Raw genomic sequence first — 18,172 nt, forward strand, 5'->3', positions numbered from 1 at the left:
GTCATCCCTTGATCGCCCCGAGCAGCATTCCTTGCGACATGTATTTTTGCAAAAAAGGATAGATCAGAATAATGGGCAGCGTGGAGACGACCACAAGCGCCATCTTGAAGCTCTCCCCAGGGAGCTGAGCAACTAGCTGCGGGTTCAATGTCTGCAGTTCACTGTTCATTGTCGCCCCGGACAGCATGTTGCGCAGTACAACCTGTAGAGGTAACAGATCGGGATTATTGATGTAGATAATGCCTGCAAAAAATTCATTCCAATGCGCGACCCCATAGAATAATCCGAGTGTAGCGATAATCGGGGCTGAGAGCGGTAACACAACACGGAACAGCAGGCGGAATTCGCCGTAACCATCCATTCGTGCCGCTTCCATGAGCTCTTCCGGCAAATTCTCAAAAAACGTTTTCATAATCAGCAAGTAAAACGTGGAGATTAACGTCGGGATGAATAACGCCCCGAGCGTATTCACTAGACCTGTGGCATGAACGACAAGATAAGTCGGAATGAGCCCCCCGTTGAATACAAGCGTGAATAGAAGGAAGAGCAGAATACTGCTGCGGAACGGCAAGCTTTTCTTCGATAAAGGATAAGCGAGCAGAGCCGTAAACAGTAAATTGGAGATTGTACCTACAAGCGTAATAATAATAGTAATTCGCAACGCTTTCGGAATTAACGGACTTTTGAATACAGCTTCATAAGCCTTGAATGTAACATCCTGCGGAAAGACGCTGAACCCGCCATTTCGTGCCAATTCGGAGAGCGGAGTAATGGAAATAATAACAACGTAGATAAGGGGGAACAGTGCGGAAAAACCGACCAGCCCGAGCAAAGTACCTATCAATACGTTCTCTATCTTGTCTTTGGTTGTTTGATGAACAAGTGCTGACATCCGTCTATCCCCCTTACCAGATTCCTTGATCGCCGAACCGTTTGGCGATTTGATTCGCGACGATGATCATAATCAGCCCGACGACGGACTTGAACATGCCAACAGCCGCGGCGTACCCATATTGCATTTGTTCCAATCCTCGTCGAAACACCCATGTATCTATAATGTCAGCGGTTTCATAAACGAGTGAATTGTACATCACATAAATCTGCATAAATCCAGCGTCGAGCACACCGCCCATTTTTAAGATAAGCAAAAGGACGAACACATTCCGAATACCCGGCAGTGTAATGTGCCATACTTGTCGCCATCTCCCGGCGCCGTCCATGACGGAAGCCTCATACAATTGCGGATCAATTCCAGCAATGGCCGCCAAATAAATGATCGAGCCCACACCGACATCCTTCCAAATTTCTGAGGACACAAGCAGACTGCGAAACCAATCATTGGAAGTGAGGAAGTTAATCGGTTCGAATCCCCAGTCCTTAAGAATAAAGTTGACCAATCCCGTACCAGGAGAAAGAAACATCAGCATCATCCCGTACACGATAACCCAGGATAGGAAATAAGGGAAGTATACCGCGGTCTGCACGATCTTCTTGAACCAGCGCACACGAACCTCATTGAGTAGAATCGCCAACAGTAGATCGGGCAGTGCTCCAAAACCAATTTTATAACAGCTGATCAATAACGTATTGCGTAGTAAATTAATAAACTCCATATTGGTAAAAACTTCACGAAAATGCTTCAGACCGACCCAAGGGCTGTTCCAAAAACCATCCATAATGTTATAGTCCTGAAAGGCAATCGAGAGACCCGCCATGGGAATGTACTTATATACCACATAATAAATCAGGCTGGGGAGCATCATTACATATAACCATCGGTGCCGCATCACGCTTCTGAACAGAGTTGATTTCATATGCTCCTGACAGTTCCACCTCGCTTTCTTGGATATTTAATAAGGCTGGTTGCGCAACTGCCTTTACTCTACTCTGGAGGGGAAAGGAGCGTCAATAAACATCATTCCTACACATAAATCAATTAGCTCCTCGAGTAGGAAGCGGCGTCATTCTTGCAGGCCAGTAATAAACTGAAGCGCCCAAAAACGTCCTTCTCTGTGCATGCAGCAATCGGAGTAGCGCATCCGTGCATACCAGGAGAAGACCGTCAGGAATAAACCGATGGATACCAATAAATCGAATTCTACTTTTGGCCGTGACACTATAAGTAGCCTTTAACTAATCCCTTGTTTCCGATAATCTCCTGGAGTTGTCCCGACTACTTTTTTGAACACGCGTATGAAGGCGATTGAAGTTGTGTATCCAACCTTCTCTGCAATGTCCTGGATCGAAGACGCAGACTCGAGCAGCATTTTTTTGGCATGCTCCATTCTGATTTGCATAAGATGCTCCCCGAAATTCTCCCCGAATTCCTCTTTGTATAATCGGCTCAAATATTTGCCATTTATCCCGAACTGATCGCTTAAGTAAGTTAAGGACATGCTGGTGTCCCCGTAATGCTCCTCAATATAATCCCTGACCTGCTTCAAAACAATATGATTGTTCTTTCGCTCGCGGATTAGACCAATATGATGGTAAAGGTCTGTTAAGATACGGGTAAATCGCTGCTCGATCTCCATAAGCGTCTCATCTTCGTCAAGCATGGATGTAAGTCCCGGCATCGCTTCGGTCTCCCAAAGTGTGCGAAACTCAACCGTATGCTCCATCATCTCTCTATGGAAATAATAAACCATGTAATTCATCATGCTGATAAGATCGTCGCGGGTGAAAGCACCTTTTCGGAGTTCTGAGAAAAAATGGGTGCAGTCGTTCTTCCACTGCTCCTCACCGCGTTTGTAGGCGCTCGCAAATGGCCGGACGAGCTGGACATGACTGAACATATCCGCCTGAGGCTTGATTTCCGTATCACTTGCAGTGATGACTTGGTTGTTTCCGAGTGACGGTTTATAGTCAAGGCACAACAAAGCTGTTTTGTAGGAGCTTGACACGAATTGCAGCCCGTCCACGATATTCCCCAGACCAAAGGTAACCGTAAACGGCAAATTGTCCTGCACCCATACCCGGACTTCTGCACAAATACGGTGGGGAAGACTGTCGGAGTGGTCGGTCTGAGGCAGCTCTACAATGATAGCCAGACGGTTACCCGCAACCCATTCGGTCCATAATGCAACGGAATGGCTGCTAGTAACTTCACTTATCGTTTTTTCTAAATTATATTTCAAAAGATTTTGATCTGGAGCAGGGAAGCTCCTGCTGAAAATAGGGTACCGATCGATTTCGACAACGGCAACCACGTGCTGATGGTTAGCGCCGATTTCGTTCTCCGATTTACTCCGCTCGGACAACCACATGTGTCCCGCTGTCGGATGCCGTCCTTCCAACAAATCCTGCAGCTGGACTTGCCGCCGATACACTTTGTTCTCCTCCACCTGCTTCTCGTAAAAGCTAGACTCCTCCGCCATTTTATCGATAGCGGCCTCGATCATCTTGAACTCATCTTGGCGTACGGCAGGGATATCGTTCTTCCTGCTCTTCAAAGTGTGAATCCGCTCCATAATTCTTTCCATCGGTTTATAATTCCATCTGCTGACGAACACAATCCAAGCGATTCCAGTGCAAATAGATAAAAATCCGATCAGGATACAAATGTAAGTGAATGTAGAAACCTTGTCGAGCAATGCAATAAATCTGAACCCGCTGCGAATCTCATAACCGGTATACCCGGATACCAATTGTGACAGCCCATCCTGCTCACGCGGCTCTGCAGCCAGGGACCCTACTGATGCGATCTGGTTGTGAAACTGGTCCAGCAGCATCACATCGTTAATACCCGGGTCAGACATTTCCTGGAGCAGCTGTTTCATATAGCTAGCGCTTACATTAATGATGAGGAAGCCGCCGGAAGACAGGTGGATTTCTTTGGCGAGCGAGATCACATTCGTCTTCCTGTTCTGGAATCCTGTGTATTCCCTGATCCCGCTCCAATAATAAGGGGAGTTCGTTTTCTTCAGCAAGTCCAAAAGAGGCGTATCATGGAATTGTGACAGCCGCGTAATGGTGCTCTCCGTAACAACGATGCCGTCACTCATGCGAACGACATAAAGCGAATCTATTGCAGGGTTGTCATCCCGAATCCGCATCAGCTTGACCCCGACATCATAAGCTGAGGCGCTGTTGCTGGTGAGCGGATTAATGAAGGTATGGATTTCACTTTCAGAAAATATTTCGCGAAGCATTATATTCTCGATGTCTTGGAGGGAGTTATCAATCGTTTGCAGCACCCGTTGAATAAAAACATCGTTCGCTTTGACCGCTGATTTCCTGGAAAGATCACTCAGGATAAAAAAGGAAACGAGCAGCAGCATCGTAACAATGAATAGGAAGACAGGCAAATAGGACAATAACAAACGGTAAAACCATGACCGTGTCATTCGCATTCCTCGTCCCTCCTACGGTAGATTGAGCATCCGAACCCTATAATTGAATACATTGTATCAAATATTTACGTCTTGCAACATAAATACAAGAAATAATGGATCGGAAGGGTTATGCATGCTAAAAACAGGCGCGAAGCAGGCCGCGCCACCTGCTGTAAAGCGGGTAGGCTCAAAAGAAAAAGACGCAAAAAGCCTCCGGAGTGATCCAGAGGCTTTGGTTTTGCATACCTTTACAGTTAAATTGCATCAGATTAACCTAGAGGAACCGCAGCCCGCAACGAAGTGCGGTAATCCGTAAAGTGTACATATTCTCCACTCATCCAGAAGAGTACAGCTTGTCCATCATCGCTGCCGCGTGTCAAATAGGGCCTCACCTGATGACAAGAAGAGCTCGAGGTCACAGCAGCGGAGGACCAGGTCATGCCTAAATCCAACGTATGCCAACGCTCAATCTCGAACACCCCGTTTATTTCACGGGATAAATACACAATGGATGGATTGCTATGATCAAGAATGATGCCGCCGGAATAATAAGGCTCCTTCTCAACAGCCCCATCTACTGTTAGAGGAAACCAGTGGCCGCCTGCAACAATCTCATTCGTCACCCATTGCTCTCCGTTCCAACGGCTATAGTAGTAACGATGATCCTCGGTGGACTCGAACATGACATACACAATGACAGGATGGCCTTGACCATCGGTTGCAATATCCCAGATCCAAGTGTTGCGGTTGGCAGCCTTACCATCGAACACGACATCGATCTCGGATATTTGAAGGGGGAGCTCGGTGAATGGTTTGATTAACGATCCATCTGCCCGATATAAGCTGCCGTTCTGGTAGCGGGCATAATAGATGCTATTGTTCGGCTCAATATTCGGATGTCCGTCCGTGCATGAGAAATGAATCGTATCTTTGCCATTCGACGTATAGCGTATATAAGGGCGTTGGCCGCTATCCATGATCAGAGTGCGTACAGAGGACCACTGATTGCTCTCCAGATCAGGCGTAGTACTGAAGTTCGGCTTGAAATTGCCGCCGCGCCAGAACAAGTACAGCTGCTCTTCATCCGACAAGTAGATCGGATTGGGATACGTATAACCGTGATGGCCGTCTGTATTCGTCGGCAGCTGCTGCTCCTCTCCGAAGGAAGTGATATCCTCTGGTTGCTCCATCCGACGGTAATGCATGGTCGTTCCGTTATGGGCGGAATAAAAAATCGTAACATGCCCCCCTGCATCGATATACAGCGTAGGGTTGGCGTGATCATCCTGCTGCAAAGAAGGGCGGATCAGGGTAGATTCGATTACATCCAGCGTATGATCGTAGCAGCCAATCCACACATCGCCAACACCACTCAGCCAGCCTACATAAGTTCTTTTGTGCTGACCTTGATAGTAGAGAGCTCGCGGATCGGCGAAGAAACACCAAGCCCCATCCTTCGTTAATTCCTGATTCATTTGAATAACCATTCCGTGGTTCCTCCTTAAGTCGGTTGTTCGCTGCAGACAAGCAGAACGCCATACCGGGACATGCTAGTTCCCAGTATGGCGCCTAATTCCTTCCTTTACAATACGAATCAATTATTTGAGGCGATCATAAGCGGTCTGCGTAATTTTCATCAGCTCATCCACACCGATTTTCTTTGCTTCTGCAACGTATTGATCCCACTGATCCAATGGGCGTTCCCCGAGAATAAAACGTGTGATCTGTTCATTGCGGTGTTTCTCTACAGCGGTCTGCAGCAACGACACATTGGACAATTCGCTTTCGATATATTGCGGCTTCACAGGGTAGAAGCTATCATGCTTGCGAGCCAGGTCATAGGCGTTACGTTGTTCTTGAGTAGCTGGAACAAGGTGGGCATCATAATCGAACCATGTATAAGCGCCGTTTGTTGCAAGTCCTGTTTTTTTACGCAGATCGGTTACGTCGAGATATTCTGGTCGCAGCTTCTTCTTGCCGTTCTCCGTTGTGTAGATTTCGTCGCCTTTACCCCAACTTAGGACAGTCTTGGCATCTTCGCTATAGAACCAATCGTAAGCTTGCAAGGCTTCCTTGATTTTTTTGGACTTGGAGGAGATCGTCATACCGGATTCAATAAAATGAATATAAGGATTCACTTTAAAGCCAGGCAAGCCTTCAGGAGGTGGCATGAATGCCAGATTGAAGTTAGCATTCGTCTTCTTCATTGGGATGTTGAATAAGTCAAGACGGCCGATATAATCCAGGATCATAAAGGTCTGGTCATTTGAAACTGCATTTTGCCATTGTTGAACATTGAAGGTCAGCCAATCCGGTGGCATCAGGCCTTCTTTGTGCATCCGATTGAAGAACTCTATCATTTTCTTGTATTCATTCTCGATAGGACCATAACGGGCTTTACCTGTTTTGGTATCTTGGAATATGGAGTTTGTCGTGCCAAATTGAGCGGAAGCAAAGTTAAGAATAGCCAGATTCGCACCGCTTCTGAAGGAGAACGGATAACTGCCCGGATATAGCTCTTTAAGCTTTTTGCCCACTGTAATGAGCTCCTCATAATTAGCAGGCGGCTGTAAGCCGTGTTTCTTGAAGATATCGTCACGGTACATCCAGATAACCCGATTCGTCTCACCGAAGCCTTCGTTAGGCAGCATGTACATTTTTCCGTCAGCGGCAAGAGAAGCTTTGGCGATTTCTGGATACTTTTTCAACCATGCGGTTAAGTTCGGCATAACATCCTTATATTGAAGAATGTTGGCCAGAACGCCTTGCTGACCGAATTTATCGGCATCAGCACGGCTTCCGAAGAAGGTGATATCCGGCATGTTGCCCGAAGCGACATTCAGATTGATGGTATCCTTCAGTTCGCCGGATGGAAGCTGAACATTGAAGGTAGCACCTGTTTTCTCTTCGATCCATTTCCATACCACAGCGTCTTTGTTGTAAGGCCAGTTGGGGTGCTGCTCCAAGAGCATGGTGAACAAATTCTTGGTTTTCTCGGTGGAGACCGGTTTGTCCGATCCGCTTGAATCTGGTGTTGTTGTTGTCTCTTTCCCTGAGCAAGCGACCAAAAGCGAAGTGCAAATTGCGAGAGTACCTAGCATTACTGTCCATTTCTTCATGCAATAACCTCTCCTTTTTTGTTTTCATTGTTGTCCCAAGCGTTAGCAGGTTGTTGTTTGTAAGGTTATATATCGCTACCCCTTGACCGCCCCGATCATAACGCCTTTGACAAAATATTTTTGCAGGAACGGGTAGACCAAGAGGATGGGAACCGTGGAAACCATAATGGTTGCAAACTTAAGCGACTCTTCCAGAACAACATTGGCATCTCCGACTGCTGCTGTACCTGCCTGATTCATCTGACCGGCCAGCACGATATTGCGCAAGATGACCTGAAGAGGGAAGAGACTCTGATCCCGCAAATATAAGAGCGGCAGGAAGAAATTGTTCCATAATCCTACAGCGTAGAACAACCCTATTGTCGCAAACACGGCCTGGGATAACGGAACAACGATGCGGAAGAATACCCCGATATCATTGAGACCATCAATACGTCCTGATTCTTCAAGCTCAGCGGGAATATTGGAGAAGAAGGTTCGCATAATGAGCAAATTCCATGTACTAACTGCACCCGGCAATACCATGCCCCAAATCGTATCAATGACGCCTAATTGTTTGACAACCAGGAACGTAGGGATCATACCGCCGCTGAAAAACATCGTAAAAATGATAATAAGCGTAAACCCGCGGTGAAACAGCATGTCTTTCTTAGCCAGAGCGTACGCGCCGAGAGAGGTTACGATCAGGGAAATCGTGGTCCCTACTACAACATAGACGATTGTATTCCAATAAGCAGTCCCTATTCGGGGGTCTTTTAACACAAGCTTATACATATCCAGCTGAAAGCCTTTGGGATAAAAGCTGACCTCGCCCTTCAGAATGTGAATATTGCTGCTCAAGGACACGGCGGCCATGTGGATGAATGGATACAATGTTACCAACACGACGCCTAGCAGAATAATGGTGCTTATGACTGAAAAAAACGATATGGAGCGGCGTTTCATGGGCAATCCTCCTTAAGCGGCGTGAAAATTTAGGCGTATTACCATAGACTCGTTTGAGAAATACGGCGGCTTAAAGCATTAGTAGTATAGATGAAGAAGAGACACACGACACCAGTGAACATATCAATGGCAGCGGCATAACTGAAGTTCCCGCTTACTAGACCGGTACGATACACATAGGTGCTTAGTATATCGGCCGTGGAGTACGTAGCCGGATTATACAATAGAAACACCTTCTCGAAGCCGATCTCGAGAACACGTCCAACGTTAAGGATGAACAATATGATGATGGTAGAGGCAATCCCCGGTAAGGTTACGTTCCAAAGCTTCCGCCAGCGGCTGGCGCCGTCAATATCCGCTGCCTCATATAGAGAAGGATCAATGGAAGTAAGCGCTGCCAAATAGATGATCGCTTCCCAGCCCATATGCTGCCAAACCTCTGAGCCGACATAAATGAAGCGGAACAGATCGGGCTGAATCATGAAGTGGATCGGTTGAAAGCCAAGTGCTTCAATCATCTTGTTCACGAAGCCGGTGGAAGGGGAGAGGAACATAACGACCATCCCTGCAACGACAACGTTAGAGATGAAATGCGGTAAATAGCTGACGGTTTGTACGAAACGTTTGAACAAAACATTCTTAACTTCATTAAGAAGAAGCGCAAGGATGATAGGGGCAGGGAACCCGAATAATAGCTTATAAATCCCAAGTAAGAACGTGTTCCGCAGTAAAACCCAGAAATCGGGACTGTTAAAAAACATTTTATAGTATTTCAATCCAACCCAATTACTTTCCCAGATCCCTTTGTACAAGCTGTAATCTTTGAAGGAAATCACAATTCCAACCATGGGCAAGTACTTAAAAATCACATAATACAGTAAACAGGGTAAAAACATAAGTAACAAATATTTACTTTTGGCAACTCTTCTCCACCTTAATCCGCTTCGTTTAGTCCCAATCGGCATGGTTGCTTCCGGCCTATTCCCGACAGGCACAGGCTTGTTCATGTGTGTATTCCTCCATCCTGATCGCAGCCTGATGGCGCTTTCATCATTTAGTGTCACGCCCCACATCCTGCTTGCCGGGTTCGTGATATTGACATCAGCTTAGCATGGTTCGGGTGTATTGGAATCCATAGCAATTCCGGATTATCCCCTATTTTGCGAAATTCGTAAATTTGTTAAGTATTCGTGAATTTGCACATTGTTGTGATTATAAGCGCTCTTTATGTCACAACCCTTGTCGTGTATGATAAGAACATCATTAAATGAAACAGGGCTCTCGGAGGTGAGTGGGTTATACGTCTACTTTCACGATTTCAATCCAGAACGTCTTCCTTGCTCATTCGATTATTGCTTGGTTTTTTGACCGTAATTGTACTTCTTGTATCTTTCAACTATTTGTCATTTACTTTTTTCCAGAGCAACATTCGCAATGAAATCATTAGCTACAACGCACAAAATATCAGATTCACTTCTGAACGCTATGAAGAACATTTTCAGTTGGTGCAAAAACAAATGTATGCGCTTTACTTCAATGATGATGTGGCACGCTTGCAGTCTAGCAGCGGCAATGAACGCTACCAACTGCTGGATCGGATCAAACAGGAAATTGTCCGGGTAGTCGGTAATCCGTTGATCTATGTAGATAACGCGGTGGTTGTATTCAATGAAGGCTCATTTACTTTAAGCAAGGCAGGGACTAATGATCGCATATCGCTGTTCGAGAAGTTTTATGCCAGTAAGGATTATCCGGACTATTTCTGGGAGCGCCAATTCAAGGAAACATACTCGTCGAAGCTATTCCCGATGTCATTGTTCTATGAGCATTCGTTTCATGAATCCAAAGAGGCGACGCTCAAAGGACTGTTTATCCCGTATATTAACAAGCATTGGCAAAATGATGATTTCTATCTGGTCGCTATGCTGGATGCGAATCAGTTATTTAAAGCATTTCACCGCTCGGTTAATACGAATTTTTTCATTTACGATGAATCAGGGCGCCCTTTGTACTCTACTAGTAAACTGGCTAACAACACTTCCATTCCGGAGCTGCCTTCAGACAAGTCCTACGTTCTTAGTGACAACACCTATTATTTCTACCGTACAGGGGAGCATAGCGGATTCACTTATCTGAACATCGTACCGGGCGCGCGTATATCGGAACAAGTTTCACGGCTTAATCTCACTTTGATTGTTTTGCTCCTGCTTGCCTTGTTAATAAGTGTTGTAATATCGGTCTTTTTCAGTGTCAGATTCAACAAGCCTGTCAAAAAGATGGTATCCTCGATTCAGGAATCTAACGGGAAGGATGAATTGTTCAAGAGCAATATCAAAGAATTCGAGTTAATTGGTCAAAAGCTCGACGATATGAAGCAGACTAATGCGAGGATACAGCTGGATCTGATGCAAAAGAACAATCAGCTTGTCTCTTATAGCTACCTCAATAAACTGAAGAAAATATATAACGGCTCTCGCGGGGCTGACGATATGATGGTCATGCGGGTGTGCAAATTCGTTGTCTATGAGATTACGTATAAGGATCGGTTCTGGGAAGAAATGAAAGAGGAGCCTGGGCCTCTAACCTACTGTATCTATGAATATATTAGTCACAGCTTGCAGAAAGTTTTCCCAACCGCATTAACGTTGCAAGTGGAAAGCCGTCAAATGCTATCGGTGGTGGATGAGATTGATGATGCCCGTCTGGATGCTTATATCGATGAGCTGCAGCAGGTGCTGTCGCATGACGCGGATTATTATTTCTTCACCATAGCGATCTCGCCACCCTATCAACAATTATCGGACTTTACGGAAGCCTATGAGCAGACGGTGAAGCTATTGCAGGAACGTAAGCTTAAAGAGAAAACCCAAGTCGTCCGGGAATCAGCTGGCCGTCAGTCTGTGCATCTTCTTACACCAGCTCAAGAGCAGCAGTTTGACTCGAATCTGGTTGCTGGAAACACGCAGGAGCTGCTGCATTTGCTTGATCGCCATCTGGCGTTAATGGAACGTAAATGTGCAACCGTGCTGCAATATCAGGAGTTCGTAGTGGACATTGTGTCAAAAGTGCGCAAAGCATTCCACGGGTTGCGTATCGACGAACGGGCGATAGAGCCTGTACTAGCAGGTTTAAGCGCTAATCCCAGCTTTTATTCGGGGCGTCACTATAGAAGGTTCTTCAGTCAACTGCTTGTAGCCGCTTGTGAAGAAATTCGCAGTAATCAGAAGAATGGGGATCCGATCATTGATTTTGTTGTTGATTATGCGGAGAAGCATTTCGCTCAGGATATCACGCTGGATATTGTAGCGGAGCATCTTCATATTACTGGAGGGTATTTATCCACCTACTTTAAGGAGAAGACGGGGGAGTACTTCGTCGATTATATTAACGGAGTGCGTATTCGGGAAGCCAAGCGTATGCTGCTCGAGACTGACCTGAAGGTTCAGGATATCGCGACTCGCTCCGGTTATCAGAACATTAATTCATTCAACCGAATGTTCAAGAAATTCAGCGGCATGTCGCCGCGTGAGTTCCGTAAAGAGAAGCTGACCGAGGATGGCTGATGCGCTTGCCTTCATCCTTTAAGCAGCTCACGATATAGTGCGCAATAAACAGATAGCCGTGCTATACTTAATGATTATATTTATTTAGTAGATTATGGGGGTCATATGAGAATACATGGATATCTCCGCTGGCTTTTATCGTACCTGCTCATTTTCTTTATCATTATTTCTGTTCTAGTTCTTATATTTTTTCTTGCGTTGGGCAACTATTCCAAAAAACAGACCGTTGAGACGTATAATGTGTTTGCCCAGCATGTCATGCAGGCCATGGATTCGTCTTTGCAATTTACGGAACAAATGATTATTAAGGAGCTTTTGACAGATGAGAAATTAAGATATTTCTTTGATGAAAACGCTTCGATTAATTCGTTCCAATATTTTGAGATCTCGCAACGAATTCGTGATCTCAGTACCATCTTTCCACCGATTAGTTCCATTTATTTGTATCGAGTTCATGATCAAATGGTACTTACGCCGAATTCTATGGTTACTTTGTCGCAATTCGGTGACCGAATTTTTGTTGATCAAGCAATGAAACAATCTACACCCTATATATGGACAGGAAACAGGGAGTATCAAGAGTTCAACGAAGGAAATTCCAGAATGAAGGTTGTCTCCATGGCCAAAAAGGTCCCTCTCGGATCAGGCAGTGATGGCTTGTTAGTGGTGAATATTCTGGTCAGTTCGGTTAACGACATTTTCAACAATTTATCTGAATCCGATATCAGCTATGTGAAGATGCTGGACTCGGAACAAAAGCTGTTTCTCGGAGAGAGCTTGCCTGACAATAAACAACTGACAAGTATTCAATCCTCTTACACAGGATGGATCATACAAGCCGGTATGAAAAACAAGCAATTTTACAATTTGTTCTCTATTCTCTCAGAGGTATGGTTAGTAGCTGTGTTATTTACAGTAATCATCGGAATTGCGGGTATGATTTATGTTATTCGTCGTAACTATGAGCCTATCAAATTGATGAGAAATAGAATTGATCACTACGTGATGCAAAAGGAAAACTTACTTCATCATAAACCGATCAATGACGAGTTTATTTATATTAATGCCGCTCTTGATAATCTGATGGAGCAATCCAATAGTTATGAACAAAAATATAAAGAAAATTTGATCTTTAGAAGAAGCTGGTTTTTCAATGCAATCATTGATGGGGAAAGGCCTGTTGATACAGATGAATGGTATTTAGAAGCGGAAAAATTAGGATTGCCTTCCAACTACAATCAGCTTGCGGTTGCATTGCTTGAGATTGATCAATATGCGGAATTTTGTCAAAATCAATCCCATCAGGATCAGCAGCTTCTCAAATTTGCCCTGAAGAATGGTCTCCAGGAAATTGCTCAATCTCATTCGATACAAACATGGTGTGAATGGGTTAGTCATCACCAGATCGGTATTTTGATTATGTTAACGGATCATAATGAAGATTCGCATCAGCATCTGTTGAGATTCGGTGAAACTTCGAGGCTCTGGGTTACGGAACATATGAAATTTACGATTTCCATTGGATTCGGAGATATTGTAGATAATATTGCAGATGTGTCGCAATCGTATCATGGCGCATTGAGAACGATGCAGTATAAATCCACACTTGGTGCGAATAGAACGAGTGGCTATTGGGAGATCAGTTTGCTGCCTCAGGGCCAAATATTTCAATATTTGACAGACATCCGTTTGATGGCGCAGTACTATCGCTTAGGCGATGAAGAATGGAGACTCTATATGAATCGGCTATTTGACGGTTTAAAAGCAGCGGTTTCCCCGCGAGATGATATTATCTACCTGATGCATTATTTGATTTATGCTCTCCAAATTGAAATGTCCGGCTTACCGGCAGAAGTAATGGATTTATGGGAAAGAGAGGCTTTACCTAAGCTAAACCGATTATTACAGGAATTCGATCTGATTCATGAGCTTGAAACTTCATTCTCCCGAATACTTGGCGACAATGCCAGAGAGATCAGTTTATTAAGAGACAATCGAGGCAATCGACAGTTGATTCACCAAGTGAAGGAATATATCCAATTGCACTACGCAAATCCTGACTTGTCCCTGCTTCAGTTGAATAATGAGTTTTCATTGAATATCAAAACATTAAGCCGCATCTTCAAAGAGGAATTCGGGGAGAAATTTATTGATTATTTAGCAAGGGTACGAATTGAGCATGCCAAAAACCTTCTGATTGCTTCTCCCTCTACACCTATTCACGAAATTTCACTGATGGTTGGATATACACATTCTATTTCTTTTATCCGAGTATTCAAGAAAATTGTAGGTGTACCTCCAGGTCATTACCGCAAGCAATTTGTTAACTGAGAAAATTGTTTGTTTGAAATCGCATTGCCATTCGGTTTACATTCTGCCAACAAGCAGAAAGTCAACGAGGGCATGCGATTTTTTTTGCGTGAGAATATCCTCTACGACTGAGAAACGTGTAAGTTGATTTATTAATTATCGAACCTCTATATTGAATCTGCAAGCGCTTAACTGAAATCGGAGTGGCTGATGAAAAAAAGGAAATCGAGCGCTGCTGGAGGAGACACCAATGAATTCAAACATTAAAGAGGAAACGAAGAAAGGTATAAGAGCATCTCCCTGGAGAGCGATCCGACACAACAAGCAAAGAATTAAACAAAATATTCCCTTGTTTATTATGTTTATTCCGGTGCTTCTTTTCTATCTCATTTTCAAGTATGCACCTATGCTTGGCACAGTTATTGCATTCAAAGATTACAATTTTGTGGATGGCATCGTTCACAGCCCTTGGGTAGGGTTAAAAAACTTTGAATTGTTGTTCAACCAGTACCAAACGCTTGAAATCATCAGGAATAGTCTCATGCTTGGCATTCTTTCTATTGTAGTCGGTTTTCCGTTCCCGATTATACTCGCTATCTTATTAAATGAACTGCGCAAAATGTGGTTTAAGAAAATTGTTCAGACGTTGGTTTATTTGCCTCACTTTTTGTCCTGGGTTATCGTTGGCGGTATTGTAATTACTATGTTCTCGCAGGATAGCGGAATTATTAATCACTGGATCAAAGAAGCGACAGGCGAAGTCTATCCTTTCCTTTACAAGCCGATTTCATGGATTGCGATCTTTCTCGGCTCCGGGGTCTGGAAAGAAACAGGATTCAGCGCAATCATTTATCTGGCTGCTCTTTCCACAATTGATCCAAGCCTGTACGAAGCCTCCAACATTGACGGAGCTAACAAGTGGAGACAAATTTGGCACATTACATTACCTGGTATTCGTTCGGTCATAATATTGCTTCTCATCCTTTCAACTGGAAGAGTGATGGAGATAGGGTTTGACCAAGTGTATATCTTACAAAATCCAATCGTTTCTGACGTGTCAGAAGTCATTAGCACTTATATATATCGCATTGGATTACAGGGTGGTCAATTCAGTATCACTACTGCGCTCGGATTATTCGAGTCGCTAGTCGCGTTTGTCCTTGTACTGACGGCAAATGGGATCGCTCGAAAATACGGTCAAGGATTATGGTAGGGGGTTAGCAGTTGAGCATCTCATTCGGAGAAAAAATGTTTATAGGAATCAACTATATCGTGCTTGTTCTTGTGTCACTAAGCTGTTTGCTGCCTCTCGTGCATATCGTTTCGGTAAGCTTGAGCGATCAACATGCCGTTCAGTCCGGAAGTGTAAGTTTATGGCCAGTAGGATGGTCTTTAGAATCTTATCGGATGTTATTTACTGGGACCCGGATTGTCCAGTCGTTTATGAATAGTTTGATCATTACCTTTGTCGGTGTTCTGCTCAGCCTATCCGTAACGATTCTTGCAGCTTATCCTTTATCGCGAAAAGCCATGTTTGCTAGAAAGCCGTTTACTCTGTTTATCGTGTTCACGATGATTTTTAGCGGTGGTTTGATTCCTGCTTTTCTTGTTGTGAAGGCCATGGGCTTGCTCGATTCATATGGAGCGATCTGGATCCCATCGCTCATCAGTACCTTCAATATGCTAGTTATCAAAAATTACTTTGAAAACTTACCGGAAGAGATGGAAGAAGCAGCAAAAATAGACGGCTGCGGCGAATGGCGGTTTCTGACTCAAATTGTATTGCGTCTTTCTTTGCCGGTGCTTGCAACAATTGGTTTGTTTTATGCGGTGGGCTATTGGAACACATTTTTTAGCGTACTCATTTATATCCAGGATTCAGAAAAATATAATTTAGCGGTTCTGGTCCAGCAGATGCTAGCGAGCCAAACCATACTGCAGGAGATGAATAACTTAAGACCGCAAGAACAAGTTTCAACAACACCGGAAGGAATAAGGGCCGCTGGGATCATGGTCATGGTCGTTCCAATGCTTCTGGTCTACCCCTATCTGCAAAAATATTTTATTAAAGGCGTTTTGATCGGAGCCATAAAGGGATAATTCCAAGTGATTTGCAGCCATACATGGACCGGTAATACGGAGTTCATGTATTGTTCAAATAAACAATTACAAAATGGAGGGTGCGTATGAAAAAGAGAAAGTTGCAAAAAGGATTGTGGTTGCTGGCAGTTATCGTACTATCGTTCAGTGTCATTGCAGCGTGTTCAAAATCAGAAGAAGGGGGACAACCAGGGCCGACAGAGGGAAAAGGGGCGACAGAAACCAAGGCACCTGTCAAAAAGTCGAAAATCACGGTATCGATCTACGATCGGGGCAATGTTCCGGCTGGGGAAGGTACTCCTGTTAAAAACCGTTGGACGGAATGGATCAATGCTAATGCTCCGGTTGAAGTGGAATTTGTATCCGTGCCGCGTAATGAAGAAGATCAGAAGTACAATACGTTGTTTGCATCAGGCGGTGCTCCGGATCTTATTTTTACATGGACTCCCGGTCTAGTAAACAAGCTTTATTCTCAAAAACAGCTATTGCCTCTCGATGAACTGATTGAATCCAGTGCAGAGTACAAAAATATACTGAAAAAATATCCGGTATTGAAGAAAATGGGAACAAAATCGGATGGTAAATTGTACGGATTGGGAGCGGTTGCTCCTTTGGATGTGCAAATAGCCGTCTTGGTCCGGGCTGATTGGTTAAAGAAGTTAAATCTGGAAGTACCGAAAACAACGGAAGAATTTTTTAAGGTCATTCAAGCTTTCAGTAAGCAGGACCCGGATGGCAATCAGAAGGCGGATACTTATGGCTACCATCTGAGCTCCATTGGTGGTCAAAATGTGGACAACATGTTCGGCTCAGGCGCAGGCTGGTATGTCCAAAATGGCAATTATGTTCACGACTGGGAACGTTCTGGTGCATCTATAGCGTTTAAAAAGCGTCTTTATGACGAAGGTCTGGTTGACAAAGATTACTTGACGGATAAAAACGGTGAAAAGGCAAAACAGGATTTCCTTAATGGCAGATTGGGCATTTACGGTATAAACACAGTTACGGCCTCGTCTGGACTGGGCATATATCAAACGCTAAAGCAGAATAATCCAAATGCAGAAATTATTGCGATTCCACTGCCAAAAAGCGATTTTGGTCAATTCAGCCCTTATGTGAGCCCGCCTTATTATTTATCAACATTTGTTAATTCACAGGCAAAAGATCCAAAGGCAGTTATGCAATATATCGATTTCCTGCTCAAAGAGTCAACTATGAAGACTTTGAAATATGGGATAGAAGGGACACACTGGAAAGCGGATAAAAACGGCTGTCCAGTGCCAATTGATCCGGAAAAGAACAAGAAAGAGCTGGATTGGGCTTTCGATTTTTACATGCTGGACCAACCTATGGCGACCGCTAAATGTTCCGATTATCTAAACAAATTAGATCCCGCCAAACCGCTAGAGAAAGAATTTATTGAGATTGTTAAGCAGGCAAGAGCGGCTTATTTGACACCGCAGCGTCCGATTTTCCATGATCTCGATTTCAGCTCCATTACGGATCTTCCAAAAGATTTACAACTAAACCGTACAAATTCAATCACTGCAGTTAACGAAACTATTGCCAAGGCAATTGTCGGCGGAGCCTCCTATCCTATCGAAAAGGCATTGATTGATCTGAAATCAGTGTGGGAAAAGGGCGGAGGAATTGCGGTGGATGACTATTATGCAAAATGGTTCTCCGAGAATAAGAACAATATCGTTTACTCTAAAGACTACTATGAGGCCAAATAACGAGTCATGTTGACTGTCGATCTTCATGTGTGGATTGCACACATGAAGATCCTTTCATGCCAAAT

Annotated in this window: 12 protein-coding genes; 5 read left to right on the forward strand and 7 right to left on the reverse strand. The window is 44.2% G+C overall.

Going from position 1 to position 18,172, the window contains the following annotated elements; translation table 11 throughout:
* Window position 1 precedes the first annotated feature (1 nt).
* The 7 genes from AC58QD_RS29465 to AC58QD_RS29495 form a co-directional block, all read right to left on the reverse strand.
* Entirely contained in the window at window positions 2-892 is an 891-nt protein-coding gene (locus AC58QD_RS29465) for a carbohydrate ABC transporter permease (protein WP_497338617.1), read from the reverse strand.
* Window positions 893-905: 13 nt separating this feature from the next.
* Window positions 906-1,814, reverse strand: coding sequence for an ABC transporter permease (locus tag AC58QD_RS29470; protein ID WP_497338618.1), 909 nt, complete (start codon window positions 1,812-1,814; stop codon window positions 906-908).
* Between the two features lie 315 nt (window positions 1,815-2,129).
* Window positions 2,130-4,352, reverse strand: coding sequence for a helix-turn-helix domain-containing protein (locus AC58QD_RS29475; RefSeq protein ID WP_497338619.1), 2,223 nt, complete (start codon window positions 4,350-4,352; stop codon window positions 2,130-2,132).
* A gap of 251 nt (window positions 4,353-4,603) precedes the next feature.
* On the reverse strand, window positions 4,604-5,821 hold the full coding sequence (locus tag AC58QD_RS29480; RefSeq protein ID WP_497338620.1) for a BNR-4 repeat-containing protein: 1,218 nt from the start codon (window positions 5,819-5,821) through the stop codon (window positions 4,604-4,606).
* Between the two features lie 111 nt (window positions 5,822-5,932).
* A complete protein-coding gene (locus AC58QD_RS29485; protein WP_497338621.1) occupies window positions 5,933-7,453 on the reverse strand; it encodes an extracellular solute-binding protein in 1,521 nt (506 codons plus the stop codon).
* Between the two features lie 75 nt (window positions 7,454-7,528).
* Complete coding sequence (locus AC58QD_RS29490; protein WP_497338622.1) at window positions 7,529-8,398, reverse strand: carbohydrate ABC transporter permease; 870 nt, start codon at window positions 8,396-8,398, stop codon at window positions 7,529-7,531.
* A gap of 38 nt (window positions 8,399-8,436) precedes the next feature.
* A complete protein-coding gene (locus AC58QD_RS29495; RefSeq protein ID WP_497338649.1) occupies window positions 8,437-9,363 on the reverse strand; it encodes an ABC transporter permease in 927 nt (308 codons plus the stop codon).
* Between the two features lie 372 nt (window positions 9,364-9,735).
* Here AC58QD_RS29495 and AC58QD_RS29500 point away from each other — a divergent pair, with 372 nt between their 5' ends.
* The 5 genes from AC58QD_RS29500 to AC58QD_RS29520 all read left to right on the forward strand — a co-directional run bounded on the left by AC58QD_RS29500 (window position 9,736) and on the right by AC58QD_RS29520 (window position 18,107).
* Window positions 9,736-11,961: a helix-turn-helix domain-containing protein gene (locus AC58QD_RS29500; RefSeq protein ID WP_497338623.1), complete on the forward strand. Its 2,226-nt coding sequence runs from the start codon at window positions 9,736-9,738 to the stop codon at window positions 11,959-11,961.
* Between the two features lie 105 nt (window positions 11,962-12,066).
* On the forward strand, window positions 12,067-14,292 hold the full coding sequence (locus AC58QD_RS29505) for a helix-turn-helix domain-containing protein (RefSeq protein ID WP_497338624.1): 2,226 nt from the start codon (window positions 12,067-12,069) through the stop codon (window positions 14,290-14,292).
* 337 nt (window positions 14,293-14,629) lie between these two features.
* Window positions 14,630-15,484, forward strand: coding sequence for an ABC transporter permease (locus tag AC58QD_RS29510; protein WP_497338651.1), 855 nt, complete (start codon window positions 14,630-14,632; stop codon window positions 15,482-15,484).
* Between the two features lie 11 nt (window positions 15,485-15,495).
* Entirely contained in the window at window positions 15,496-16,371 is an 876-nt protein-coding gene (locus tag AC58QD_RS29515) for a carbohydrate ABC transporter permease (RefSeq protein WP_497338625.1), read from the forward strand.
* An 86-nt stretch (window positions 16,372-16,457) separates the two neighbouring features.
* On the forward strand, window positions 16,458-18,107 hold the full coding sequence (locus AC58QD_RS29520; RefSeq protein WP_497338626.1) for an extracellular solute-binding protein: 1,650 nt from the start codon (window positions 16,458-16,460) through the stop codon (window positions 18,105-18,107).
* Window positions 18,108-18,172 lie beyond the last annotated feature (65 nt).

This window comes from Paenibacillus sp. J2R1T-4 (genome assembly GCF_059692235.1).